The sequence below is a fragment of the Streptomyces thermocarboxydus genome (genome assembly GCF_024760485.1).
GTDB classification, from domain to species: Bacteria; Actinomycetota; Actinomycetes; order Streptomycetales; family Streptomycetaceae; genus Streptomyces; species Streptomyces cellulosae.
In genome coordinates this window covers 3332918-3357316 of sequence record NZ_CP058273.1, presented here as the reverse complement: position 1 = coordinate 3357316, position 24399 = coordinate 3332918, and the positions used below count along the sequence as shown (strand labels likewise).

Here is a 24399-nt window from a genome sequence, read left to right as displayed (position 1 = left end):
AATGGCTTCGTGCTGGAGATGACGCGCGAGGAGTTCGAGGAGCTGGTCGCCGAGGCGCTGGACCGGATCCCCCCGGAACTGACGCGGCTCATGGACAACGTCGCGGTGTTCGTGGAGGACGAGCCGCCGGCGGACGATCCCGAGCTGCTCGGGCTCTACGAGGGGACGCCGCTGACCGAGCGGGGGGAGTGGTACGCCGGGGTGCTGCCCGACCGGATCACGGTCTACCGGGGGCCGACCCTGCGGATGTGCGAGTCCCGGGAGGACGTGGTCACGGAGACCGAGATCACGGTGGTGCACGAGATCGCGCACCACTTCGGGATCGACGACGCGCGGCTGCACGCGCTCGGCTACGGATAGGCCGTTCGCGTGTCCTCTTGCGGGTGACGGGAGTTGGGCTTGTCGACCCTGTACCCCAAACGGAGGTGGCCCCGTGCGCCGCTTGTACGTACCCGTCCGCCTGGCCGCCACGGTCGTGGCCGTCGCCGCTGCCGCCGGATGCGTGAGCGTGGGTGACGGCGACGCGGGCGGGAAGGCCGCGCCGTCCCACTCCGCGGGGCGCTCGGACGGCGACGCCCCGGACGGCGGCACCGACGGGGTGGGCGGCAAGGCCGGCCACGGAGCCGCCGGGGCGGACGGCGGACGCGACGAGGAGGGCGGCAAGGACAAGGACGGGAAGGACGGCGAGAAGAAGCACAAGGGCAAGCACCCGTCCCCGTCCGGCGACCGGCCGTCCGCCGAGGAGAGCCGCCCCGCGTCCGACGGCGGCGGCCCCGACGAGCCCGCGCGCCCGACCCCCGACGACCGCCCCGACCCGCCCGAGCCCAGCCGCACCCCGGACCCGCAGCCCTCGGATCCGCCGCAGGACCCGGGGCCGACCTCCGAGCCGACCCAGGCCGAACCGTCCTCGTCCGCCCACCAGCCGCCCGACACCCAGCTCGGGCAGCGGGAGCCCGCGCCGAGGGCGGGAGCGCCCGCCTAGCCCCCTCCGATACCCCGTTCACCTGCGGATTTGCATCCGAGGTGCCGGGGTGCGTATGGTGGCAGATCGTTTGATCCTATTTGCCCGGCGCCACAACAGAGCGCGCCGTGTGGCGCGTACTCTCTCCCTTGCCGTGGTGGACCGCATTGAGGCGGTCGTAATTGCGAACTGCGAATCACGGAGTTGACGGGCGCGTGCCGAAGAGACTCCGGAAGGTTTCGCATTCGTATGCCCATCGCCAGTACTGATCACGTCGTCGTGCCCGAGAACATCGAGGACACCGACACCACCGCCGCCGTCGAGGCTGCGGCTCCCGAACTCACCTTCGCCGACCTCGGCCTGCCCGAGGGCGTCGTGCGCAAGCTCGCGCAGAACGGCGTGACCAGCCCCTTCCCGATCCAGGCCGCGACCATCCCGGACGCCCTGGCCGGCAAGGACATCCTCGGCCGTGGCCGCACCGGCTCCGGCAAGACCCTCTCCTTCGGTCTGCCGACCCTGGCGCAGCTCGCCGGCGGCCGCACCGAGAAGCACAAGCCGCGCGCCGTCATCCTGACGCCGACCCGTGAGCTGGCCATGCAGGTGGCCGACGCCCTCCAGCCCTACGGCGACGTCCTCGGCCTCAAGATGAAGGTCGTCTGCGGCGGCACCTCCATGGGCAACCAGATCTACGCCCTCGAGCGCGGCGTCGACGTCCTCGTCGCCACCCCGGGCCGGCTGCGCGACATCATCAACCGCGGCGCCTGCTCCCTGGAGAACGTGGAGATCGCGGTCCTCGACGAGGCCGACCAGATGTCCGACCTCGGCTTCATGCCCGAGGTGACGGAGCTGCTCGACCAGGTCCCCGCGGGCGGTCAGCGCATGCTCTTCTCCGCCACCATGGAGAACGAGATCAAGACCCTCGTCGACCGCTACCTCGAGTCCCCCGTGTCCCACGAGGTGGACGCGGCGCAGGGCGCGGTGACGACCATGTCGCACCACATCCTCGTCGTGAAGCCCAAGGACAAGGCGCCGGTCACCGCGGCCATCGCCTCCCGCAAGGGCCGCACCATCATCTTCGTCCGCACCCAGCTCGGCGCCGACCGCGTCGCCGAGCAGCTGCGCGACTCCGGCGTGAAGGCCGAGGCGCTGCACGGCGGCATGACCCAGGGCGCCCGTACCCGCACCCTCGCCGACTTCAAGGACGGTTACGTCAACGTCCTGGTCGCCACCGACGTCGCCGCCCGCGGCATCCACGTCGACGGCATCGACCTGGTGCTGAACGTCGACCCGGCCGGCGACCACAAGGACTACCTGCACCGCGCCGGCCGCACCGCGCGCGCCGGACGCACCGGCACGGTCGTCTCCCTGTCGCTGCCGCACCAGCGGCGCCAGATCTTCCGCCTGATGGAGGACGCGGGCGTCGACGCCACGCGCCACATCATCCAGGGCGGCGCGGCCTTCGACCCGGAGGTCGCCGAGATCACCGGCGCCCGCTCCATGACCGAGGTGCAGGCCGAGTCCGCCGGGAACGCCGCGCAGCAGGCCGAGCGCGAGGTCGCCCAGCTCACCAAGGAGCTGGAGCGCGCCCAGCGCCGCGCCACCGAGCTGCGCGAGGAGGCCGACCGTCTGCTGGCCCGCGCCGCGCGTGAGCGGGGCGACGACCCGCAGGCCGTGATCGCCGAGGCGGCGGCCGTGGTGGCCGAGGCCGAGGCGACGCTGCCGGAGCAGCCGACCGCGCGGGACGTCGAGCGGACCGAGCGCGTCGAGCGCCCGGCGGCCTCGGCCCCGTACGAGCGGCGTGAGCGGCGGGACGACCGGGACGACCGCGGCGGGTTCCGCCGTGACGACCGGGGCGACCGCGGCAACTTCCGCCGGGACGACCGTGGCGGCGACCGCGGCGGGTTCCGTCGCGACGACCGTGGCGACCGTGGCGGCTTCAACCGTGACCGTGGCGGCGACCGTGGCGGGTTCCGTCGTGACGACCGCCGGGACGACCGACGCGACGACCGTGGCGGCCGCTCCTTCGAGCGCCGGGACGACCGTGGCGGCGACCGCGGCGGGTTCCGTCGTGACGACCGTGGCGACCGTGGCGGCTTCAACCGTGACCGTGGTGGCGACCGTGGCGGGTTCCGTCGTGACGACCGCCGGGACGACCGACGCGACGACCGTGGCGGCCGCTCCTTCGAGCGCCGGGACGACCGTGGCGGCGACCGCGGTGGCCGTTCCTTCGAGCGCCGTGACGGCGGCGACCGCGGCGGCTTCCGCCGTGACGACCGTCCCGGCCACCGGGGCAGCGACCGCCCGTTCAACCGTGACCGTCAGGGCGACCGCCCGGGCTTCCGCTCCGGCAGCCACGACCGCCCCTACGGCCGTCGTGACGACCACCGAGGCGGCGGCTCGTTCCAGCGCCGCGAGGACAAGCCGCGCTGGAAGCGCAACGGCTGACACCGCCTCACCGAAGTGACCGCCGAGGGCCCGCGCGACACGCGTCGCGCGGGCCCTCGCGCCTGTGTGCCCCCGGTGACCGCCACGCGCCTGCCCGATACCCGATCGGCTCCCCGCCCGCGTCCGGCTATGCTCGGGGAGGCAACATCGCCAGGGGCCCTTAGCTCAATTGGCAGAGCAGTGGACTTTTAATCCATTGGTTGTGGGTTCGAGTCCCACAGGGCCTACCTCCCGCGGGAGGGGAAGCCCCCCACGCGCGCGAACGGCGCCCGCACCGGCCAGGCCGGTACGGGCGCCGTTCGCGTTCCCGGAAGGGGGAGGGTCAGCGGGGTGACGGGCGCCGGGCGTCGTCCTCGTCCGGGCGCCGGTAGGGGTCGATGAGCTGCACGCCGATGCCGCTGGTCACCAGGCCGGCCGCGATCAGCAGTCCGTCGGGGACGCCGATGCCCGCGACCAGCATGCCCAGCCCCACGGCCAGCACCCACCAGGCACGGGTCCGCCGGTACTCGCGCGGGCGCGTCGGGCGGCCGGCGGCGAGGGAGCGGGCGAAACGGGGGTCCTCGTGCTCGAGTCGGGCCGCGAGGTCGACCAGGCGGTCGTCGTCGGACTGGGGCACGGCTCCTCCTTCCCAGAAGGTGGCCGTCCGGTCACACCGTCGACGGCCGTCGCTCCGAGCACCGGGACGTGCGTGAACCGCCGGCATGCCGCGAACTCGGGCCGATGTCCAGGAGTTTGCCCGTGCGCCGAGGTCGTCACCCGCCCGGTACGGTGCCTCCAGGGTCGCCCGGGGCGCACGGCCGGAACCATCCGTCGCGCCCCCCAACTCCCTGGGGGACCGGTACGCACGGGACCGCGGACCCGTGGCCGCCCACGCCAGGAAAATGGGGACTGTCACCGATGGCGCCGCCCCGCGCGGGAGCGGAGGCTGGACGGTGACGGCCCGCGCCGCGCCCCCGGCCGCGGGCTGTCGGGGCCTTGAGCGTACCGACGGCGAGGAGGCGGAACCGGGTGCCTCTGTTCTGGCGCATCTTCCTGCTGAACGCCGTCGTGCTGATCGTCGCCACCGCCCTGCTCCTCGGACCCGTCACGGTGTCCACGCCGGTGCTGCTCACCGAGGCGGCCGTGCTCACCGTGGGCCTGGCGGCGATGCTCGTCGCCAACGCGCTGCTGCTGCGCGTGGGACTCGCCCCGCTGCAGCGCCTCACCCGCGCCATGAACACCACCGACCTGCTGCGTCCCGGGCACCGGACCGCGGTCGGCGGGCGCGGGGAGATCGCCGAGCTGATCACCACGTACAACACGATGCTCGACCGGCTCGAGGACGAGCGGGCCACCAGCAGCGCACGCGCCCTGTCCGCGCAGGAGGCGGAGCGCCGCCGCATCGCCCGTGAGCTGCACGACGAGGTCGGCCAGTCGCTGACCGCCGTGCTGCTCCAGCTCAAGCGGGCCGCCGACCACGCCCCCGCCGGACTCGGCGACGAGCTGCGGCAGGTGCAGGAGACCACCCGCGCCTCCCTGGAGGAGATCCGGCGGATCGCCCGCCGGCTGCGCCCCGGCGTGCTGGACGAGCTGGGCCTGGCCAGCGCCCTCAAGGCGCTCGCCACCGAGTTCGGCGGGCCCGGGCTGACCGTGCAGCACTGCCTCGACCCCGGCCTGCCCGAGCTGGACCGCGAGTCGGAGCTGGTGCTCTACCGGGTCGCCCAGGAGGGCCTCACCAACGTCGCGCGGCACGCGGGGGCGCGCCGGGCCGAGCTGGCCCTGCGCCGCACGCCCGGCGGGGTCGAGCTGCGGGTCCGCGACGACGGCCGCGGAATCGGCGGCGCCGACGAGGCGCCGGCATCCGCGGCATGCGGGAGCGGGCGCTGCTGGTGGGCGCGAGGCTCGCCGTGCCCGTCCCCGCGCGCTTCCCCGCGCACGCCCTCGTTCCCGTACGGCCCGTGCGCACGTCCGCACCCTCGACCACCCCGGCCGCCGTGCGCCGCTCCGCGCCCGCGCACGCGCCGCCCCCGTGACCGACGCCCCCCGACCGGAAACGCTGAACCATGACCGACGCCTCCCCCACCCGCATCCTCCTCGCCGACGACCACGCGCTGGTCCGCCGGGGGGTCCGTCTCATCCTGGACGGCGAACCGGACCTGACCGTGGTGGCGGAGGCCGCCGACGGCGCCGAAGCCCTCGAACTGGCCCGTGAGCACCGCCCCGACCTGGCCATCCTCGACATCGCCATGCCGCGCCTGACCGGTCTGCAGGCGGCCCGTGAGCTCTCCCGCACCCTGCCGGAAACCCGGATCCTCGTGCTGACCATGTACGACAACGAGCAGTTCTTCTTCGAGGCGCTGGCCGCCGGAGCCTCCGGCTACGTCCTCAAGTCGGTCGCCGACCAGGACCTCGTGCAGGCCTGCCACGCCACCATGCGGGGCGAGCCGTTCCTCTACCCGGGGGCGGTCAACGCCCTCATCCACAACTACCTCGACCTCGCGCGGGAGGGCCGGACCCTGCCCCCGAAGGCGATCACCGACCGCGAGGAGCAGATCCTCAAGCTCGTCGCCGAGGGCCACACCTCGCAGCAGATCGCGGACATGCTGGTGATCAGCCCCAAGACGGTGGAGCGGCACCGCGCCAACCTGCTCGCCAAGCTGGGCCTGAAGGACCGCCTGGAGCTCACCCGGTACGCGATCCGGGTCGGCCTGATCGAGCCCTGACCTCCGCGCCCGGCCGCACGGGTTGCCAGACTGGAGACGGACCGCGCAGCGGTCCCGCCGCCGCCCGCACCCGGGAGAGCCCGCCGATGCCGTACCCGTACGTCCTGCTGTCCGCCGCCGTCTCCCTCGACGGCTACCTGGACGACACCGGCCCCGAGCGGCTGCTGCTGTCGAGCCCGGCCGACTTCGACCGGGTCGACGAGGTACGGGCGTCCGTGGACGCCATCCTGGTCGGCGCCGGCACGATCCGCGCCGACAACCCCCGGCTGCTGGTCAACTCGCCCGAGCGCCGCGCCGCCCGGGTCGCCGACGGGCTGCCGGAGTACCCGCTGAAGGTCACGGTGAGCGGCTCAGGGGATCTCGACCCGACGGCCCGCTTCTGGCACACGGGTGGCGAGAAGGTGCTCTACACCACGGACAAGGGCGCCGAACGGGCCCGCGCCCTGGGCATCGCCGCCGACGTCGTGCCGCTCGGCGACGCCCTGGACTGGCGGCGGCTCCTGGAGCACCTGCACGACGTGCGCGGGGTGCGGCGGCTGATGGTGGAGGGCGGCGGGCGGATCCACACGCAGCTGATGACCGAGGGCCTCGCCGACGAGCTCCAGCTCGTCCTCGCCCCGCTGTTCGTCGGCGACCCCGACGCCCCCCGCCTGTTCGGCCCCGGCGCCTACCAGGGCGGGCGGCTGCGCCTGCTCGAGACCCGGCCGATCGGCGACGTCGTCCTGATGCGCTACGAGCCCACCGCGCCCGGCACTGGCGCCCTGCCGTCCGCCGCCGACCGCCACTGGCTCGCCCTCGCCTGCGAGCTGGCCGCGCAATGCCCGCCCTCCGAGACCGCGTTCAGCGTCGGCGCGGTCGTGGTCGCCGCCGACGGCACCGAGCTGGCGCGGGGCCACTCCCGGGAGGGTGAGGACCCCGTGGTGCACGCGGAGGAGGCCGCGCTCGCCAAGGCCGACCCCACCGACCCGCGGCTGGCGGGCGCCACCGTCTACTCAAGCCTGGAGCCGTGCGCCCGCCGCGCGTCCCGGCCGGCGCCCTGCGCGCGGCTGATCCTGGACGCGGGGGTGCGCCGGGTGGTCACCGCCTGGCGGGAGCCGGACACCTTCGTGACGGACGCCGACGGCAGCGCCGTACTGGCCGAGGGGGGCGCCACGGTGGTGGTGCTGCCGGAGTTCGAGCAGCGCGCGAAGGCGCCGAACGCGCATCTGCTGGGCGGCTGAACGCACCCACCGGGAAGGGATGTGCGGAGCACCCCGCGGATGCCGTACACTTGTGTTTACCGACGCGGGGTGGAGCAGCTCGGTAGCTCGCTGGGCTCATAACCCAGAGGTCGCAGGTTCAAATCCTGTCCCCGCTACTGAAGGCCGAGGGCCGGAATCCGAAAGGGTTCCGGCCCTCGGTGTTTCCCCCTGACGGCACCCTCTCCCTTACTTCTCACGCAGAGTGAGTGAACGGCGCCGCAGCGCATAACAACTGACACACCGTCAGGTTCGACGGGCCGTCAGAGGCCCGGTCAACTCGCCCGTTTTCGCCCGCTGATGGCGCTTAAGTCCGTGCGGAAATCGTTAACGATCAAGAGGAACGGCTTGGAATCCGGCCCCCGCGTCTATTAACGTTCGATAACGCAGCGCGGTCGTCCCAGCCGTCACAGAAGTCGGCTCCGTGCGCACGCGCCGAATCCCGCAAGGGAACCGGGGAACCACCACCATGGGGTGAATCGGGCGGATACCGCCGTGGAAACACGGTTCGTATACGCGCGTAGGAGACCTTCCCGCTCCGAACCCGTCAGCTAACCCGGTAGGCGAAGACGGAAGGAAAGGAGCGCGCCCACGTGGCGTCCAACCCGCCTGCCCCCGAGGCCCCGTTCAAGCCGAGCGACACCTTCGTCTACGGCGCCCCCGGCGCCGAAGAGGGCCCCTTCGAGGAGTGGAACCCCACTGCGGAGTCCGTCCGGCCCGTGCGTGGCCGGCACCGCGTCGCCAAGCAGCGCGGAGGCGGACTCGCCCGCAGCTCCACCGTCCTGGGCGTCGGCGTCATAGCCGCCGTCGGCGCCGGCGGCATGGCCAGCGCCCAGACCGGCAAGCCGCCCGTCTCCATCTCCCTGCCCGACCTGCCCAACGTGGGTTCCCTCATCTCCGACGAGGAAACACCGAAGGGCTCCAGCACCCCCCTCAGCGACATCGGCAGGATGGCCGCCGCCGACACGGGCACCGAGGAGGGCGCCGCCGACGCCGGCGAGGCGCTGCGCGCCCGCATCATGGCCCAGGTCGAGCAGCAGCAGGGCCAGGCGCAGAGCAAGGCGCAGGCCGCCGCCCTCGCCGCCGCCGAGAAGGAGGCCGCCGAGGCCGCCGCCAAGGCGGAGAAGGAGGCCAAGGAGAAGGCCGAGGCCGCCAGGAAGAAGGCGGAGGAGGAGGCCGCGAAGAAGGCCGAGGCCGAGCGCCTCGCCGAGCTGGCCAAGCAGTACGCGCTGCCGACCTCCTCGTACACCATCACCTCCACCTTCGGTGAGGCCGGCGCCTACTGGTCCTCCGGCCACCACACCGGCCTCGACTTCGCCGCCCCCACCGGCACCCTGATCAAGGCGGTCCACACCGGCACGATCACCTCCGCCGGGTGGGACGGCTCGTACGGCTACAAGACGGTGCTGACCCTCGACGACGGCACCGAGATCTGGTACGCCCACCAGTCGTCGATCAACGTCAGCGTCGGCCAGAAGGTCAACACCGGGGACGTGATCGGCCGCGTCGGCGCGACCGGCAACGTCACCGGCGCCCACCTGCACCTCGAGGTCCACACCGGCTCCGGCGGCATCGACCCGGCCGCCTGGCTGGCGGGCAAGGGCCTCTCCATCTGAACCACTCCGGCGGCCGCGTACCGGCCGCCGACGCCGTGAACGCCGGCAGCCCCGACGACGACCCCCCGACGTCAGGGCTGCCGGTTCCGCATGTCCGGGGGTTCTTGCCTCAGCGCCGGTAGGGGTTCTCCCCGTACGCCGGATACGGCGGCTGCGCCGGCCACGCGGCGGGCATGGGCCCGTACGCCCAGCCCGCGCCGTACGGCACCGGGGGCGCCGTGAGCCGGGCCGCGTGCTCAAGGGCCGGGCGGGCCGCCCCGCGCCGGTGCCACAGCTCCAGCAGCAGCTCACGCTCCCGCGTCACGAAGTCCGCCCCCGCCTTCCCCGCGCGGCCCCGGTGGCGCAGGAACGCCAGCTGGGTCGCGTACGCCTCGTACTGGGCGACCGTGCGGGCAGCGGGCTTCCCTCCGTGCTCGCGGGCGAACTTCCGGGCGAGACGCCGCGCCCGCATCGAGCCCAGCGCGAACGGCTCCGCCGGACGCAGCCAGCCCGCCACCGCGTAGGCGGGCAGCTCCGTGCGCACGGTCCGCAGCTCCCGCTGCCGCGTCCACACCACCAGCCAGGTCAGCAGCCCGAACGTCGGCACCATGAACGCCCCGTACACCGCGATGAAGCCGAACTGGCCGAGCGTGGCGGAGCCGTTCCACAGGGCGTGCATGCCCATCGCGAGCAGCAGCCCGGCGAGGGGGAGGAGCACGCGCCGCACCCGCTGCCGGTCGGCGGCCAGCGCGGCCGCGCCGAAGCCGATGCCGGTGAGCACGGTGAACAGGGGGTGCGCGAAGGGCGACATGACGATGCGGACGAAGAAGGTCGCCGCGGTGACCGAGGCGATGCCGCTGCCGCCGGTGAGCTGGTCGGTGCCGAAGGCGTTGCCCAGGTAGAGGACGTTCTCGGTGAACGCGAAACCGGTCGCGGTGAACCCGGCGGCCACCACGCCGTCGAGGATCCCGTGGAAGTCGCGTCTGCGGAACAGGAAGAGCAGCAGCACCGCCGCCGCCTTCGCAGTCTCCTCCACGACCGGCGCTATGACCGTCGCGCCCAGGGTGTCGGCGCCGGCCGGGTCGGCGGTGGTCGTCGCTATCCACCGGGTGGCGAAGCTGTTCGCCACGATCGCGATCAGTGCCGCCGCGCACGCGCCCCAGGCGAAGGCGAACAGCAGGTTCCGCCAGGGGCCCGGCTCCACCCGGCCCAGCCAGCGGAAAGCCGCGAGCAGCAGCGGCACCGGCAGCACGGCAAGCCCCAGACCGACCAGGAAGCCCTGCGTACCGGTCTGCTCCCGCACCAGCGCCAGGATCACCAGCCCGGACAGGGCCAGCAGGGTGACCACCGCTCCGTAGCGGACCGCCGGGCGCTGCCACCAGTGGGGGTGCCGCAGCGTGCTGCCGGGAGCTGCGCCGGGGTACGGCGGGTACGGAGGGCTGCTGGCCACGGATTCGACCCTAACGAGAAAGGGGCAGGGCTGCGTGCCGGCGCAGGAGGAGGGTCGGGGAGGTCAGGCGCTGTCCCCGTCCCGGTGCCCGGCGCGGTCGTCGTGCGGTACGCGGCGGAAGAGCAGGTCGTTCACCACATGACCCTTGTCCAGCCCCTGCCGCTCGAAACGGGTGAGCGGACGGAACTCGGGACGCGGCGCGAAACCGCCGTCCTCCCGGGTGTTCTCGAAGTCGGGGTGCGCGGTCAGCACCTCGAGCATCTGCTCCGCGTACGGCTCCCAGTCGGTGGCGCAGTGCACGAGCGCACCCGGCGCCAGGCGGGACGCGGCCAGGGTCAGGAACTCGGGCTGGATCAGCCGCCGCTTGTGGTGCCGCTTCTTCGGCCAGGGGTCGGGGAAGAAGACGCGCAGCCCGCTCAGGGAGTCGGGGGCGAGCATCTCGCGCAGCAGGATGATCGCGTCGCCGTTCGCCACGCGCACGTTGGTCAGGCCGCGCTCCTCGGCGAGGTGCAGCAGATGACCCTGGCCGGGGGTGTGGACGTCCACCGCGAGGATGTTCGTCCCCGGGTCGGCGGCGGCCATCTCCGCGGTGGCCTCGCCCATGCCGAAGCCGATCTCCAGGACGACCGGCCGGCCGTTCCCGAACAGCTCGGCCAGGTCCAGCCGGCGGCTGCCGTCGATGTCCAGCCCCCACACCGGCCACAGCCGCTGCAGCGCATCCGCCTGACCTGAGGTGACGCGGCTGCGGCGGGGCTGGAAGCTGCGGATCCGGCGCTCGAAGTGCGACCCGGCGGGGTCGGCCTTCGGGCCGTCGGGGAAGCGCGGCTCCCCCTTCGCGCGGGCGCGGGGGGACGGCTCGCCGGCGGTCCGCTCGGCGTGCGGTGCTTCGGGGGTGCTCATCACGGAATCAGACACAGTGCCCTCGATTTTACGGGGACATCTCGCACGGCCGCCCGGCCGCGAGCGTCGGCCCGGCGCACGCTCCCGCCACGCGGCTCACCGCTCGCTCTCGGTGAGGCCGGCCAGCGCCCGGCGGGCGATCTCCCGGCCGATCGGCAGCGAGGCGGTCGCGGCGGGCGAGGGGGCGTTCAGCACGTGCACCGCGCGGGGCGCCTCCCGGATCAGGAAGTCGTCGACCAGCGTGCCGTCGCGCAGCACCGCCTGCGCCCGCACCCCGGCCGCCGTCGGCACCAGGTCCTCGTCCCGCACGGCGGGCAGCAGCCGGCGCACCGCCCGCGCGAAGGCCGGCCTGGACAGCGAGCGGTGCAGCTCCCCGGCGCCGTACCGCCAGTGGCGGCGGGCCAGCTGCCAGGAGCCCGGCCAGGCCAGGGTCGCCCCCAGCTCGCGCGGCCGCACCGTCCGCCAGTCGTACCCCTCGCGGGCCAGCGCCGGGACCGCGTTCGGCCCCACGTGCACGCCGTCGTCCGTGCCCCGGGTGAGGTGGACGCCGAGGAACGGGAACGCCGGGTCCGGCACCGGGTAGACCAGGCCCCGCACCAGCTCGGGGCGGGCCAGCTCGTAGTACTCCCCGCGGAACGGCACGATGCGGGCGCCCGGCTCGTCGCCCGTGAGCAGCGCGATCCGGTCGCAGTGCAGCCCCGCGCAGTTCACCAGCATCCGGGCGCGCACGATGTCGCCGGCCGCCGTCAGCACGGCCACGCCCCGCTCGGGGCGGCGGTCGATCCGGACCACCTCCGCGCCGTGCCGCACGTCGGCGCCGGATGCCTCCGCGAGCCGGCGGGCCACCGCCCCGTAGTCGCAGATGCCGGTGGTGCCGACATGGATCGCGGCGAGGCCCTCGACCTCCGGCTCGTACTCCGCGATCTGCGCGCCGCACAGCTCGCGCACCGACAGGCCGTTCTCCCGGCCGCGCTGCACCAGGGCGTGCAGCCGGGGCAGCTCCTCGCGCTCCGTGGCGACGATCAGCTTGCCCGTCACCGCGTGCGGGATGTCGTACTCCGCGCAGAACTTGACCATCTCGGCCGCACCCGAGACCGCGTACCGCGCCTTCAGGGAGCCGGGGCGGTAGTAGATGCCGCTGTGGATCACCCCGCTGTTGCGGCCCGTCTGGTGCCGGGCCGTGCCCTGCTCCTTCTCCAGCACGGTCACCCGCGTCCCCGGGGCCGCCCGGCCGATGGCATACGCCGTCGACAGGCCGACGATCCCGCCGCCGATCACCACCACGTCACAGTCGTACGACCCCGCCACCACCTGCGCCACCTCCCGCGTCGATAGTGCACTGCGCCACTGACAACGGCTTCAAACCAAGGGCGGGGCGGGACGGGTCAGGCCGTGGTCATCAGCAGCGGGCGGGCGCGCTCGCGCAGCTCGACCACGCGCGGCTCGTCGCCGTACGGCTCCAGCCGGTGCAGCAGGTCCTTGACGTACTCCGTGGTGCGCGCGGAGGAGATGCGCCCCGCCACCTCCACGGCCCGTACGCCCTGCTCGCAGGCCGCGTCCAGGTTCCCGGACTCCAGTTCGGCGACGGCGGAGACCACCAGGCGCAGTCCGTGCGAGCGCACGAACTCCTCCGTGGGCCTCGACAGCGCCTGCTCGGTGAAGCGGCGCACCTGGCGGGGCGCCTTCAGATCGCGGTAGCACTCGGCGGCGTCGGCGGCGAACCGGTCGTAGGAGTAGAAGCCGAGCCAGCTCGGGTCGCTGTCGCCGGGCCGGGACCGCTCCAGCCAGCTCTCCGCCGACTTCAGCGCGGCTCCGGCCGCCTGCGCGTCCCCGGCGCGTGCGTGCGCGCGTGCCTCCACGAGGCGGAAGAAGCTCAGGGTGCGGGCGGTGGCCAGGCCGCGGTTGCGCTCCAGTGCCGCCTGGGCGAGGTCCACGCCCTCGTCGCCGAAGCCGCGGTACGTCGCCTGGAGCGACATCGAGGCGAGGACGTACCCGCCGAGGGGCACGTCGGCCGCCGCGCGGGCCAGGCGCAGGGCCTGGATGTAGTAGCGCTGCGCCGCCTCCTGCTGGCCGGTGTCGAACGCCATCCAGCCCGCGAGACGGGTGAGTTCCGCCGCCGCGCCGAAGAGGGAGCGGCCGACGTCGTCGGAGTAGGAGCCGAGCAGCAGCGGGGCCGCCTCGACCCGTAAGCACTCGGGGACCATCGACGAACGCCAGTCGCCGCCGCCGTACTTGGAGTCCCAGCGCCGGGCGTCCTCGGCGGCCTCCCGCAGTTTGCGCACATCGCTGTGGCCGACTTTGAGCGGTGCGCCGGAGCCGTCGGACGGGCTCGCCTCGCGCGCGACCGAACTGTCGGCCGGGGTTATCAGCCACCGTGAGGCGGGCGTGGCGTACGCGCTCACCGCGAACGACCCGGCCAGCGACTGCCAGATGCCGCCGGAGCCGGCCCGGCGGCCCGCGAGGTCCAGCCGGTACAGCTCCGTCGCGGACTTCACCGCCTGGCCGACGTCGCGCGGGAAGGCGAGACCCACCTCGGGCGCGGGATCGGCGTCCGCGAGCCCGATCTCGTGCAGCGGCACGGGGCGGCCCAGCTTCTGGCCGATGGCGGCCGCGATCAGGTGCGGGGCGGCACCCTGCGGCACCATTCCCTTCGACACCCAGCGCGCCACCGACGTCTTGTCGTAGCGAAGCGTCAGTCCCCGCTGGGCGCCAAGATCGTTGACGCGCCGCGCGAGGCCGGCGTTGCTGATTCCCGCGAGGGCGAGAACGGCGCCGAGCTTTTCGTTCGGCCCGCGTTGCTCCCTGGACATGCGCCACCCCTCGACACAGACGGCTGCCGCTCTGGCATAACCACGCGGCATTCGTAAACCCAGCGTAGTTCGCCGCATCCCAAGCGTTAAGGGGCATTCTTCCGGATGGCGGGATTGTGGTCCGCACTGAAGTACGGGACCGATACGCGCAGTTGCGGCGTGCTCCCGGTGTGTGGCCGTGCGCCCGTCCGTGCGCTCTTCTCCGGCCATCCCGGGAGCGGTTCCATGGTCGGTGCGTGGGTCGGCCCGCTGTACTGGATCCAGTGGGCTGGGGGAACACCGCCGCCTTCATCCCCGCGGGCGGCGGAACGGTCCGGGAGACGTGCTCCGTCTCCCGGACCGTACGCCCCGCGGTGGTACGCACAGCCTGTACGGAGCGTGTTCGAGGGTGATCTCACTGCTCCGATTTGGCTGAAAATCGACGCCACTCGTTTTGGTGTATCCATGCTTCTATCCAGGTAGTTGAGGGCGCGTTGGTGGTTTTGGGGGCGCGCTGCGGGGGCGCATTCGCGTCGAAGTGGCCTGGTGGGCGGCGGCCGCCCGGATGTCGATCTCCTTGTCTCGGGCGGGTGTTCGGGCGCGCGCGAGGTCAACGCCCGCGGAGGGTGGGTGTATCCGCCGGGGCGCATTCGACGGAGCACACACCGCTCCGGCAGCGTTGCCGAGCGCCTCCTTCATGGCAGCATGGGGAACCGGTTCGTGCGGTGCACTGGTTGTCCACAGCCTGTGGAGGCGGCGATGCGGTGGTTGGTGGGATGGAGCAGCACCGCCGCGGCGGCCGGAGGACACGGCCCCGTCGGCCCGGTCGGCTCCGCCGGCGCCACCGGCGTCGACGGTGAGACCCTGCAGCCCGTCGGCTCCCACCCGCTGTGGGGCGACCCCGACCCCCTGTGGGCGGTCGGCGACTGGCGCCCCGACGAGGTGCGGGTGGTCTCCGCCGACGAACAGACCCGCATCGCCGTCCTCGGCACCTGCGGCGCCTCCGACGAACAGCTGCGCGTCGCCCTGTTCGCCGCGCGCGGCGGCGCCCTGCGCCATCTGACCGCCTGGCCCGGCAGCTACACGGCCGTCGTCCAGGTCGGACGCCGCATCACCGTGTGCGGGGACCTCGCCGGCGCCCGGCCCGTCTTCTACACCCCCTTCGAACGGGGCGTCGCCTACGCCACCGCCGCCCTGCCGCTCGCCGACCTCGTCGAGGCCAACCTCGACTTCGGGCACCTCGCCGCGCTGCTCGCGGCGCCCGACGTGCCCGCCGCGCTCCAGGACTCCACCCCGTACGAGGGCGTGAAGCGCGTTCCGCCGGGGCACGCGCTGATCCTGCGCGCCGGGGCCCGGGAGATCGCCGGGTACGAACCCGTCGCCTCCCTCGCCGTCGCCGCTCCTCCCGCCGACCCCGAGCACGCGGTGGACGCGGTGCGGGACGCGCTGGTGGAGGCCGTGCGGACGCGGCTCGCCGCGCCTCGGCACGTCCCCGGGGCCGACATAGATCCCGGGCCGGTGCCGGGCATGGGGCCCGCGGAGCGGCGTGCGGCGCGGGGGACGCCGGTGGCGGGGATCGGGGCGGATCTGTCGGGCGGGCCGGCGTCGGGGGCCTTGGCGCTGCTCGCGGCCGGGCTGCCGGGGAGACCCGGCACCGTGCTGGGGCACGGGACCGGCGCGGGGGAGCGGCTGCTGGCCGTCACCTTCAACGACCTCGCCTCGGGCGGGGCAGGGGGGCGCGACGAGGGCGAACTGGAGCGGGCGGGTGCACTCGCCGCCAATCCCCGGCTGCACCATGTGGTGGTCGCCGGTGAGGAGTCGACCCTTCCGTACGTCGAACTGGACGTGCCGCTGACGGACGAACCGGGCCCTTCGCTGGTCGCCGCCGCGCGGCACCGGGCGCGGCTGGCGGCGGGCAGCGCGGACCACTTCACGGGGTACGGCGCCAAGCAGGTGCTGGACGCTCATCCGGCGCGGCTGGCCGACTTGTTGATGGACCGCAAGCGGCGGCATCTGGTGCGGCCGGTGGCTGCCCTGGCCAAGGCGGACGGGTCCGTGATGGTGCCGGCGCGTGTGTACGCGGCGGCGCGGAGACTGGCGCGGACGCCTTATCGGACGGGGCTGGAGTCGCTCGCGCAGCGGCTGCTGCACAAGAAGCTGGACGACGACGGGCCCGGGGGCGCCGCGGACGCCTCGCTGGCCGCGCTGACCTGGGGGCGGCCCGGACCCGCGGCGCGGTGGCTGACCGGGGAGGCGCTGGCTGAAGTATCGGTTCGCCTCCAGGCGTCGACCTGGCGGTCGGAGGTCGGTCCTGGGCAGCGGCCGGGGGACTTCCGGGCGCGGGCGGCGCTGGCGCGGTACGCGGCGGACGTACGGGTGCTGGAACAGGCGGCGGAGATCCGCTCGCAGCGGCTGCACACGCCGTTCCTCGACAACCAGGTGGTGCGGGCGTGCAGGGCCCTGCCGGAGGCGCTGCGGGTACGGCCGGGGGCGCGGGCGGCGATCCTGCGGTCGGTGCTGGAGGGCGCGGGGGTGCGGGAGCTGCCGGCGGGGTGGGGGGCGCCGGGGGTACCCACGTCGGCGGTGGCCGCGCGGACGGGGCTGCGGGTGGCGGCGGGGTCGCTGATCGCGCTCTTCGACACGCCGCTGCTGGCGGAGGCGGGGCTGGTGGAGGCACGGGTCGTGCGGAAGGCGCTGCGGGGGGCGGCGGAGGGGGAGCCGCTGCCGCTGGACGGGCTGGCGGACCTGGTGGCGCTGGAGGTGTGGCTACGCCGGCTGCTGGCGCGGCGGGGGACGTGCTGGACGGGGACGCCTGCGCGGCAGCGGGCGGTGCCTGGGGGGATCGCGCCGCAGAGGGGGGCGCTGGGGGCGGGGGCTGCGGGGGCTGCGGGGGCTGCGGGGTCGCGCTGAGGGTGGTGGTGCGGCTGCGGCGCGGGGTTCTGGCTGGTGGGGGCTGAGGGCCGGTGTTCCCCGGACGCCTGGTGGGGGGTTGCGGTTCGACGCCTGGGGCGCGGGGTTCTGGCTGGTGGGGGCTGCCGTCCGGTGTCCCTGATGCTTGGTAAGGGGTTGCGGTGTGACGCCTGCGGCGCATCCACCTGTCCGGTGGGGGCGGGCGTAGCGCCTACGGCCGGTGGTGGTGCGGGGCCGCGGTGGGGGCGGTCGTCCTCGGTCTGGCGCGAGAGTGCGTGCTTGTACGTGAACGGCGCGGACGCGCCAGCCGCTGCGGGCGCCCACCCCCACCCCGTCCCCTCCCCGCCGCGGGCGGCTGGATGGACACCCGGTTGCGCGGGCGGCCGCAACCCACCGCCAACCGCGGGCGCGCGGCCAGCCGACGGCCGCAAGCTGCCGCCCACTGCGGGCAGTCGTGCCTCCCTCAGTGCCTTAAGGGCCTGGGAGGTGCCCCCAGGGCGATGGGGCTGCCTCCCGCTCAAGCGAAGCCGAGAGTGGGGGAGGGTGGGCGCGGCGGCGCCTCGTTGGCGCCGAGGTGCGCCGACACCCCCCGGCCCACACCCACGCCGGGCGTGCACGCAGCACCGTAGGTGCCACACGCGCTGTCCCTGCCCCTACGCCATGCGTGCCTGCCGGCACCGTAGGTGCAACACGCGAGGGCCGGCCCCCGTGCCGTACGGGAACCGGCCCACGTGAGTGGGAAAGTGACCGCAGGTCAGGCAGGCCTGCTGCGGAGGCCCTCCAGGAGGATGTCCAGGAGGCGAGCCGACGCCTCCGCCTGCTGAGCCGCGTCAGGGAGGGACGGCGCAGCCGTCGCTATGACGAGCAGCACGTCGGACACCGACACGTCCGCCCGCAACTCCCCCGCCGCCCGAGCCCGCTCCACCAGCTGCCCGACCACGTCGAGCAACTCAGCGGCTCCGCCGTCGTCCTCCCGCTCTTCGGACACCAGCCGCAGCTCACCCGCCGGCTGCGTCCGCTGCTGCGGCAACAGCCCCCGCTCCTCCGCGACGCCCACCCGCAGCACCTGCGGCGGCAGCAGCCGCCCCGCGCCGGAGGCGACCGACGTGCGCAGGAAGCGCGACAGCGCCGACCACGGCTCGTCCTCCTGGCCCAGCGCGGCACGCGCCTGCTCCGTCAGCCGGGACGTCTCCTCCTCGGCGATCCGCCGTACGAGCACGTCCTTGCTCGGGAACCGCCGGTACACCGTGCCGACGCCGACCCGTGCCCGGCGCGCCACGTCCTCCATCGGCGCGCCGTACCCCAGCTCGCCGAAGACCTCACGCGCCGCGCGCAGCACGTGCTCCAGATTGCGCTGGGCGTCGACGCGCAGCGGTGTCGTGCGTGCGCCGTCCGGGCGCCCGCCGGAGGCGGCGCTCATCGTCGCGCCAGAGGTGACAGCGGACGACCATCGAGAGTCCTGAACATGCATGTGTATCCCCCGGTAATGACGTCTCCCCCCGGAGACTCTCCCCGCCATTGACGTCCGGGGCGTGGAAACGGGACCGGCCTGTCGGCGCCGCCCGTCGCGGACCCGATGAGCACATCCCCCTGCACCCCGTCGACGTATGAACATAGTTGAGAGGGGGTCAATTCAGAAGGGGCACGTTCCGCACGGAGCGCCCCTCGATCGGAGCACGGGTCTTTTACGTCCCGAATGTGCCGGTGCGCGAGTGTCGATCATGCGGTGTGACCTGCGGTGATCCGGCTTAGGTCGGTAATTCGGCCAACCACGGGCAGGGGCGATCTCCGGTCACACAATTCGTCGGGGCTGTGGACAAACGAAAGCGACAGGTGCGTCATGGGAGGGTGAAGGAACGTGCGCGCATTCTCGTTGTCGGCGGCGGCTACGTCGGGATGTACACGGCCCTGCGTCTGCAGCGGAGACTGAAACGCGAGCTCGCGCGGGGCGAGGCCGAGATCACGGTCGTCACGCCGGACCCGTACATGACGTACCAGCCGTTCCTGCCCGAAGCGGCCGCCGGTGCCATTTCCCCTCGTCATGTCGTCGTACCCCTGCGTCGTGTCCTCGACCGGTGCCGCGTCGTCATCGGGGAGGCCACGGCCGTCGACCACGCCGCGCGCACGGCCACCGTCCGCACCCCGGCCACCGAGGAGGAGGGGACGGACGGCCGGCGGATCGAGTACGACGAGCTGGTGCTGGCACCGGGCTCCGTGGCGCGTACCTTGCCCATCCCGGGGCTCGCCGACCACGCCATCGGCTTCAAGACGGTGGAGGAGGCCATCGGGCTGCGCAACCACGTGCTCGAGCAGATGGACATCGCCTCGTCGACGCGTGATCCGGGCGTGCGGGACGCAGCCCTGACCTTCGTGTTCGTCGGCGGCGGCTACGCGGGCGTGGAGGCGCTCGGCGAGCTGGAGGACATGGCCCGCTACGCCACGCGGTACTACCACAACGTCCGCCCCGAGGACATGAAGTGGATCCTGGTCGAGGCGTCGGACCGGATCCTTCCCGAGGTCGGCGAGGAGATGGGGCGCTACACCGTCACCGAGCTGCGGCGGCGGAACATCGATGTGCGGCTCGAGACGCGGCTGGAGTCCTGCGCCGACCGGGTGGCCGTGCTGAGCGACGGGTCGCGCTTTCCCACGCGGACCGTCGTGTGGACCGCCGGAGTGAAACCGCACCCCGTGCTGGCCGCCACCGACCTGCCCCTGAACGAGCGCGGCCGGCTGCGCTGCACCGCCGAACTGGCCGTCCAGTGCGTCCCCCACGCCTGGGCCGCCGGTGACGCCGCCGCCGTACCCGACGTCACCGCGCGCGAGGAGGCCCGCGAATGCGCCCCCAACGCGCAGCACGCCCTGCGCCAGGCCCGGGTGCTCGGTGACAACGTCGTCCACTCCCTGCGCGGCGAGCCCCTGGAGACGTACGCCCACAAGTACGCCGGGTCCGTGGCCTCCCTGGGGCTGCACAAGGGCGTCGCACAGATCTACGGGCGCAAGCTGAAGGGCTACCCCGCCTGGTTCATGCACCGGACCTACCACCTCAGCCGGGTGCCGACCTTCAACCGGAAGGCGCGCGTGGCCGCGGAGTGGACGCTCGCGGGCCTCTTCAAGCGGGAGGTCGTCTCGCTCGGATCACTCGAACATCCTCGGGCGGAGTTCGAACTGGCGGCCGGTGGAAAGCCTTCCCAAGACCCACCGCACAACCCGAAGGGGTCGACCTGACCGGACCCAGGAACTCCTGGGGCCGGACCGGCGTCTAGCGGATGTCGGCCCGGCCGGACCCTGCCACACTGGTCCACCACCGCGGGCGGGAGGGCCCGCCCCGGTGCGGCCCCCGGGCCCCGGCCGGTTCCGGTATCCGGCCGCCGACAACTACACGAGGCAAGGATTCGTGAACTTCACGCGCTGGAGCGCCCGGCTCCCCGGAACGCAGCGCCGCGCCGCAGCGCGGACCGAGCAGACGGCACCCCCGGACCGGCGGGGAGAGGGCTCCGTGCCCGCGGCCCGCGCGGAGCAGCTCACCGACGGGGACCGGCCGGTCCCGGCCGTCGACGACCTCGGCGTCCGCGAGGTCCTGGACCGCGTCCCCTGCCTCGTCGCCCTGGTGCACGGCCCGGACCACCGCATCGCCTACCTCAACGACGCCTACACGACCGCCTTCGGCCTCCGCCCCGTCGGCGCGCCCGCCAGGGGAGCGCTCCCGGAGCTCGACGAACTGGGCCTGCTGCCCCTCCTCGACCAGGTCCTGCGCAGCGGCAAACCGCGGACGGTCAAGTCCCGCAAAGCGCCTGACGGCCGCTCGTACACGTTCACCTGCACGCCGGCAGGGGAGGGAGACAGCCGCGGGGTACTGGTCTTCGCCACCGACGTCACCGGCCACGCCGAGGCCGCGGAGCGGCTGCGCGCCAGCGAGCGCCGCCAGCGCGAGACCGCCGTCACCCTGCAGCGCTCCCTGCTCCCGCAGGAGCTCGAGGAGCCCGACGACCTGCGTATCGCCGCCACCTACCACCCGGGCGGCACCGAGGCCGCGGTCGGCGGCGACTGGTACGACGTGATCACCCTCGGCGGCGGCCGCACCGCTCTGGTCATCGGCGACGTGATGGGACGAGGGGTCCGCGCGGCGGCGGTCATGGGCCAGCTCCGCACGGCCGTACGGGCGTACGCGCGCCTGGACCTCCCGCCGCACGAGGTGCTCCAGCTGCTCGACGGCCTCGCCATGGAGATCGACGCCAACCAGATCGCCACCTGCGTCTACGCCATCCACGACCCCAACGAGGGCCGCCTCGTGTACGCCTCCGCGGGGCACCTGCCCATCCTGGTGCGCGACGAGAACGGCACCGTCCGGCGCACCGACGAACCGACCGGCCCCCCGCTCGGCACCGGCGGCTGGATGCACTCCTCCGGCTCCGTGCCGCTCGGCCCCGGCTCCACCGCCGTCCTCTACACGGACGGCCTGGTCGAGCGCCGCGACGAGGACCTGGACGTGGGCATCGCCTCCCTGGAGCGCGCCCTCGCCGGAGCGACCGGCGGCCCGCAGGTCGTCTGCGACCGCCTGGTCCGCTCGGCCGGTGTCACCCCGGACCACGACGACGACGTCGCCGTCCTCGTCCTCCAGCACCCCGCGCGCTCGGGCCCGGACAGCGAACTGTTCCGCAACGCCGCGCTGGAACTGCTCGGCGGCGTAGAGGCGGCGCCCCGCGCGCGTGCCTTCGCGTCCGGCGTCCTGACCAGCTGGCGCTTCCCGCCCGAGCTGCACGACCTGGGCGTCCTGGCGACCAGCGAACTGGTCGCCAACTCCCTCCAGCACGGCACGCCCCCGATGCGGCTGCGCCTGCGCCGCACCGACCGCCGCCTGATCATCGAGGTCACCGACGGCGACGACCACCTGCCCAGGCGCCGCCGCGCGGAGCCCGGCGACGAGTCGGGCCGGGGCATCGCCATCGTCGCGACGATCGCCTCAGCGTGGGGCAGCAGACGCACGCCGGGCGGCGGCAAGGCCGTCTGGTGCGAGTTCCTGCTGCCGAAGACCGCCGGCGCCGTCGTCTGACGCGCGCGGTCAGGTGGGGGCCGGGGCCTGCTCGGCGCCGCCCTGCGCCACGACCCGGCTGCCCGCGGCCGACGGCTGGTCCTGCACGGCGGTGAGCTGCCGCCCGAGACGCAGGGCCAGCACGGTGATCCCCAGCGAGAACAGCAGGAACACCACGATGTACGGCGCGTGCAGCGAGGCCGCCATCGGCCCGCCCACCGCCGGACCCACGGCCAGCGCGAGCTGCTTCACCAGGGCGAACGCCGAGTTGTACTGACCGGCCATCCCGGCCGGCGCCAGGTCCGCCACCAGCGGCGCGAGCGTCGGCGACAGCATCGCCTCCCCGAGCCCGAACAGCGCGTACGTCGACACGAACGCGGCCGTCGCCATCTCCTGGCTCGCACCGCCAAGCCCCGCGTACCCGGCCACGGCCCACGCCACGGCCCAGATCAGACCCACGGAAGCGATCACACGCGACCGCTTGCGCCGCTCCACGAAGCGGAGCACCGCGAACTGCGCGACGACGATCATCAGCGTGTTCGCCGCCAGCGCCGTCCCCAGCGTGGAGGTGGAGATCCCCGCGGCCTCGACGCCGTACGCGCTCAGGCCCGACTCGAACTGGCCGTAGCAGGCGAAGAACAGCACGAAGCCCAGGACGCACAGCTGCACCATGGCGCGGTTGCCCAGCAGCTGCTTCCAGCTGCCCTTGGCCGACTGCGCGGGCGTGCCCTCGATGCGCGGCGAGTGCGGCATCCGCACCGTCGACATCACCACGACCAGCAGCAGGAACATCGCCGCCTGGATCGCGAAGAGGAGGATGAAGGAGCCCGCTTTCGTCGGGTCGACGAGATGGCCGCCGATGAGACCGCCGATCCCGAGCCCGAGGTTCTGCAGGAAGAACTGCATGGCGAACGCGCGCGACCGGGTCTCCGGACCCGAGCAGTCCACGATCATCGTGGCCAGGGCCGGCTGCATGACCGCCTGCCCGGCGCCGAGCGCCGCCGCCGACAGCAGCACGGTCGCCGCGCTCGCGGACAGTCCCAGGCTGAGCGAGCCGATCGCGGCGGTGAGCAGGGCGGCGAGCAGCACCGGAAGCGGGCCGCGCCGGACGATCGCCCGTCCGGCGAGCGGCAGCACGATCAGCGCGGCCACGGCGAAGACGGCGAGGACCAGCCCCGCCGTCATCGGCCCCAGCCCGCGCACCTGCGCCACGTAGACGTACAGGTACGGGACCGTGAAGCCCAGCCCGAAAGCGCTGAGTGCGTTGCCCACGTGGATCCGGCGCATCGCTGCGCCCATCGCCCTGGTCACGTTCACCTCTCTCACAAGTTAGGAGTGAAGACTTAGAAGCTAAAGTTCGAAGCTAAAGAGTACATAGAGAAGGACTTCAAGGCAAAGGGGTGGCGTGCCATACTGCGGGCATGGCCGACACCCCCGGCGTGGAAGAGCCGACCCTCGAAGAGCAGATCGCCGCGTACCAGCGCGAGTTCCAGGACCTCGACCCGCAGGTCGAGAAGATCGTCAACGCGCTGTCCCGGCTCAACCGCCGCATGAACGTCGCCTACGGCCGTCAGACCGCCGAGCTCGGCATCACCAACGCCGACTGGGAGGTCCTGAAGGCCCTCGTCCTCTCCGGCGCCCCGTACCGGATGGGCCCCAGCGACCTCGCCAAGCGCCTCGGCCTGACCCCGGCCGCCATGACCCACCGCATCGACCGGATGGTCGCGGAGGGTCTGGTCACCAGGGAGCGGGACGAGAGCAACCGGGTCCGCGTCATCGTGGAGCTCACCCCGGCCGGCCGGGAGAAGTGGCAGGAGGCCATGCGGATGGCCACCGTCTTCGAGGCGGACCTCCTCCAGGACCTCAGCCCGGAGGAGCGGACCGCCCTCGGTGAGGTGCTGACGCGCCTGCTGCGCAGGGTGGAGGATGCCCAGCCGGACGCCGGCGGACGCCTCACCGACCTGGACTGAAAGATCTTGGCCAGCGCCACTTGACGTGGCCCCGGACCATCCGTAAGGTTCTTCGGGTTGCCACGGGGCCGTAACGGTTCTCCGGCAGCACTTCCGCCGCGAAAGCGGCAACCAAACCTCAGTACGACCTCCCAGTGGGAACGACTTCGGCGTGTCCGCATGCCTGAATTCAATTCCACACTCCCGATTTGGGAAACACGGAGAGAGTCCGCTAAGGTTTGGGACGTCGGAACGGCCCGCAACGGCCGGAAAGACAAGCCCCGCTGACTGGGGGTCAGGCCGAGAAACGGATCTGATAAAGTCGGAACCGCCGGAAAGGAAAGCGCGAAAGCGCCGGACTGGAAAGCACCGAGGAAATCGGATCGGAAAGATCTGATAGAGTCGGAAACGCAAGACCGAAGGGAAGCGCC

The 24399-nt window shown here is 73.4% G+C and carries 17 protein-coding genes, 2 tRNA genes, 1 pseudogene and 1 riboswitch; of the genes and pseudogenes, 13 read left to right on the top strand and 7 right to left on the bottom strand.

What is annotated here, in order from left to right; translation table 11 throughout:
- Positions 1-9 precede the first annotated feature (9 nt).
- From AY578_RS15425 to AY578_RS15410, 4 genes are all read left to right on the top strand, one after another.
- Positions 10-360: a metallopeptidase family protein gene (locus tag AY578_RS15425; protein WP_026244081.1), complete on the top strand. Its 351-nt coding sequence runs from the start codon at positions 10-12 to the stop codon at positions 358-360.
- Positions 361-433: 73 nt separating this feature from the next.
- On the top strand, positions 434-982 hold the full coding sequence (locus AY578_RS15420; RefSeq protein WP_019526560.1) for a hypothetical protein: 549 nt from the start codon (positions 434-436) through the stop codon (positions 980-982).
- A gap of 228 nt (positions 983-1210) precedes the next feature.
- On the top strand, positions 1211-3406 hold the full coding sequence (locus AY578_RS15415; RefSeq protein ID WP_136239674.1) for a DEAD/DEAH box helicase: 2196 nt from the start codon (positions 1211-1213) through the stop codon (positions 3404-3406).
- 154 nt (positions 3407-3560) lie between these two features.
- A tRNA-Lys gene (locus tag AY578_RS15410) sits at positions 3561-3633 on the top strand.
- 95 nt (positions 3634-3728) lie between these two features.
- Here the strand turns inward: AY578_RS15410 and AY578_RS15405 are convergent.
- Complete coding sequence (locus AY578_RS15405) at positions 3729-4022, bottom strand: DUF3040 domain-containing protein (protein ID WP_019526041.1); 294 nt, start codon at positions 4020-4022, stop codon at positions 3729-3731.
- 392 nt (positions 4023-4414) lie between these two features.
- Between AY578_RS15405 and AY578_RS15400 the strand changes: the two are divergent.
- The 5 genes and pseudogenes from AY578_RS15400 to AY578_RS15380 all read left to right on the top strand — a co-directional run bounded on the left by AY578_RS15400 (position 4415) and on the right by AY578_RS15380 (position 8962).
- A pseudogene (locus AY578_RS15400) lies at positions 4415-5418 on the top strand (HAMP domain-containing sensor histidine kinase).
- A 30-nt stretch (positions 5419-5448) separates the two neighbouring features.
- Positions 5449-6108, top strand: a complete 660-nt coding sequence (locus tag AY578_RS15395) for a response regulator (RefSeq protein WP_019526039.1) — start codon at positions 5449-5451, stop codon at positions 6106-6108.
- A gap of 86 nt (positions 6109-6194) precedes the next feature.
- On the top strand, positions 6195-7328 hold the full coding sequence (locus AY578_RS15390; protein WP_019526038.1) for a dihydrofolate reductase family protein: 1134 nt from the start codon (positions 6195-6197) through the stop codon (positions 7326-7328).
- 63 nt (positions 7329-7391) lie between these two features.
- Positions 7392-7465: transfer RNA gene (locus AY578_RS15385), tRNA-Met, on the top strand.
- 304 nt (positions 7466-7769) lie between these two features.
- Positions 7770-7927: riboswitch (cyclic di-AMP (ydaO/yuaA leader) on the top strand.
- Positions 7928-7939: 12 nt separating this feature from the next.
- Entirely contained in the window at positions 7940-8962 is a 1023-nt protein-coding gene (locus AY578_RS15380) for a M23 family metallopeptidase (protein ID WP_019526037.1), read from the top strand.
- A gap of 109 nt (positions 8963-9071) precedes the next feature.
- Here AY578_RS15380 and AY578_RS15375 read toward each other — a convergent pair whose 3' ends face one another.
- From AY578_RS15375 to AY578_RS15360, 4 genes are all read right to left on the bottom strand, one after another.
- Positions 9072-10391 carry a PrsW family intramembrane metalloprotease gene (locus AY578_RS15375; RefSeq protein ID WP_026243994.1) on the bottom strand — a complete coding sequence of 440 codons (1320 nt, stop codon included), beginning with the start codon at positions 10389-10391 and terminating at the stop codon, positions 9072-9074.
- Between the two features lie 63 nt (positions 10392-10454).
- Positions 10455-11291: a tRNA (guanosine(46)-N7)-methyltransferase TrmB gene (gene trmB / locus AY578_RS15370; RefSeq protein ID WP_258902665.1), complete on the bottom strand. Its 837-nt coding sequence runs from the start codon at positions 11289-11291 to the stop codon at positions 10455-10457.
- Positions 11292-11387: 96 nt separating this feature from the next.
- On the bottom strand, positions 11388-12611 hold the full coding sequence (gene lhgO, locus AY578_RS15365) for an L-2-hydroxyglutarate dehydrogenase (protein ID WP_019526034.1): 1224 nt from the start codon (positions 12609-12611) through the stop codon (positions 11388-11390).
- A gap of 65 nt (positions 12612-12676) precedes the next feature.
- Entirely contained in the window at positions 12677-14101 is a 1425-nt protein-coding gene (locus tag AY578_RS15360; protein ID WP_019526033.1) for an NsdA family TPR-like regulatory protein, read from the bottom strand.
- Between the two features lie 738 nt (positions 14102-14839).
- On the opposite strand from AY578_RS15360, the gene AY578_RS15355 reads away from it, so the two are divergent.
- Positions 14840-16990, top strand: a complete 2151-nt coding sequence (locus AY578_RS15355; protein WP_258902664.1) for an asparagine synthase-related protein — start codon at positions 14840-14842, stop codon at positions 16988-16990.
- Positions 16991-17744: 754 nt separating this feature from the next.
- On the opposite strand, the gene AY578_RS15350 is transcribed toward AY578_RS15355, so the two are convergent.
- A complete protein-coding gene (locus AY578_RS15350; protein WP_161108290.1) occupies positions 17745-18461 on the bottom strand; it encodes a TetR/AcrR family transcriptional regulator in 717 nt (238 codons plus the stop codon).
- A 377-nt stretch (positions 18462-18838) separates the two neighbouring features.
- Between AY578_RS15350 and AY578_RS15345 the strand changes: the two genes are divergently transcribed.
- Complete coding sequence (locus AY578_RS15345; RefSeq protein WP_161232536.1) at positions 18839-20215, top strand: NAD(P)/FAD-dependent oxidoreductase; 1377 nt, start codon at positions 18839-18841, stop codon at positions 20213-20215.
- 169 nt (positions 20216-20384) lie between these two features.
- Positions 20385-22040 (top strand): ATP-binding SpoIIE family protein phosphatase, encoded by a 1656-nt coding sequence (locus AY578_RS15340; protein ID WP_026244268.1) that lies wholly within the window; start codon positions 20385-20387, stop codon positions 22038-22040.
- Positions 22041-22049: 9 nt separating this feature from the next.
- On the opposite strand, the gene AY578_RS15335 is transcribed toward AY578_RS15340, so the two are convergent.
- Positions 22050-23318 carry an MFS transporter gene (locus AY578_RS15335; RefSeq protein WP_258907354.1) on the bottom strand — a complete coding sequence of 423 codons (1269 nt, stop codon included), beginning with the start codon at positions 23316-23318 and terminating at the stop codon, positions 22050-22052.
- Between the two features lie 122 nt (positions 23319-23440).
- On the opposite strand from AY578_RS15335, the gene AY578_RS15330 reads away from it, so the two are divergent.
- Positions 23441-23989 (top strand): MarR family winged helix-turn-helix transcriptional regulator, encoded by a 549-nt coding sequence (locus tag AY578_RS15330; protein WP_019527782.1) that lies wholly within the window; start codon positions 23441-23443, stop codon positions 23987-23989.
- The last annotated feature ends 410 nt before the right edge of the window (positions 23990-24399 follow it).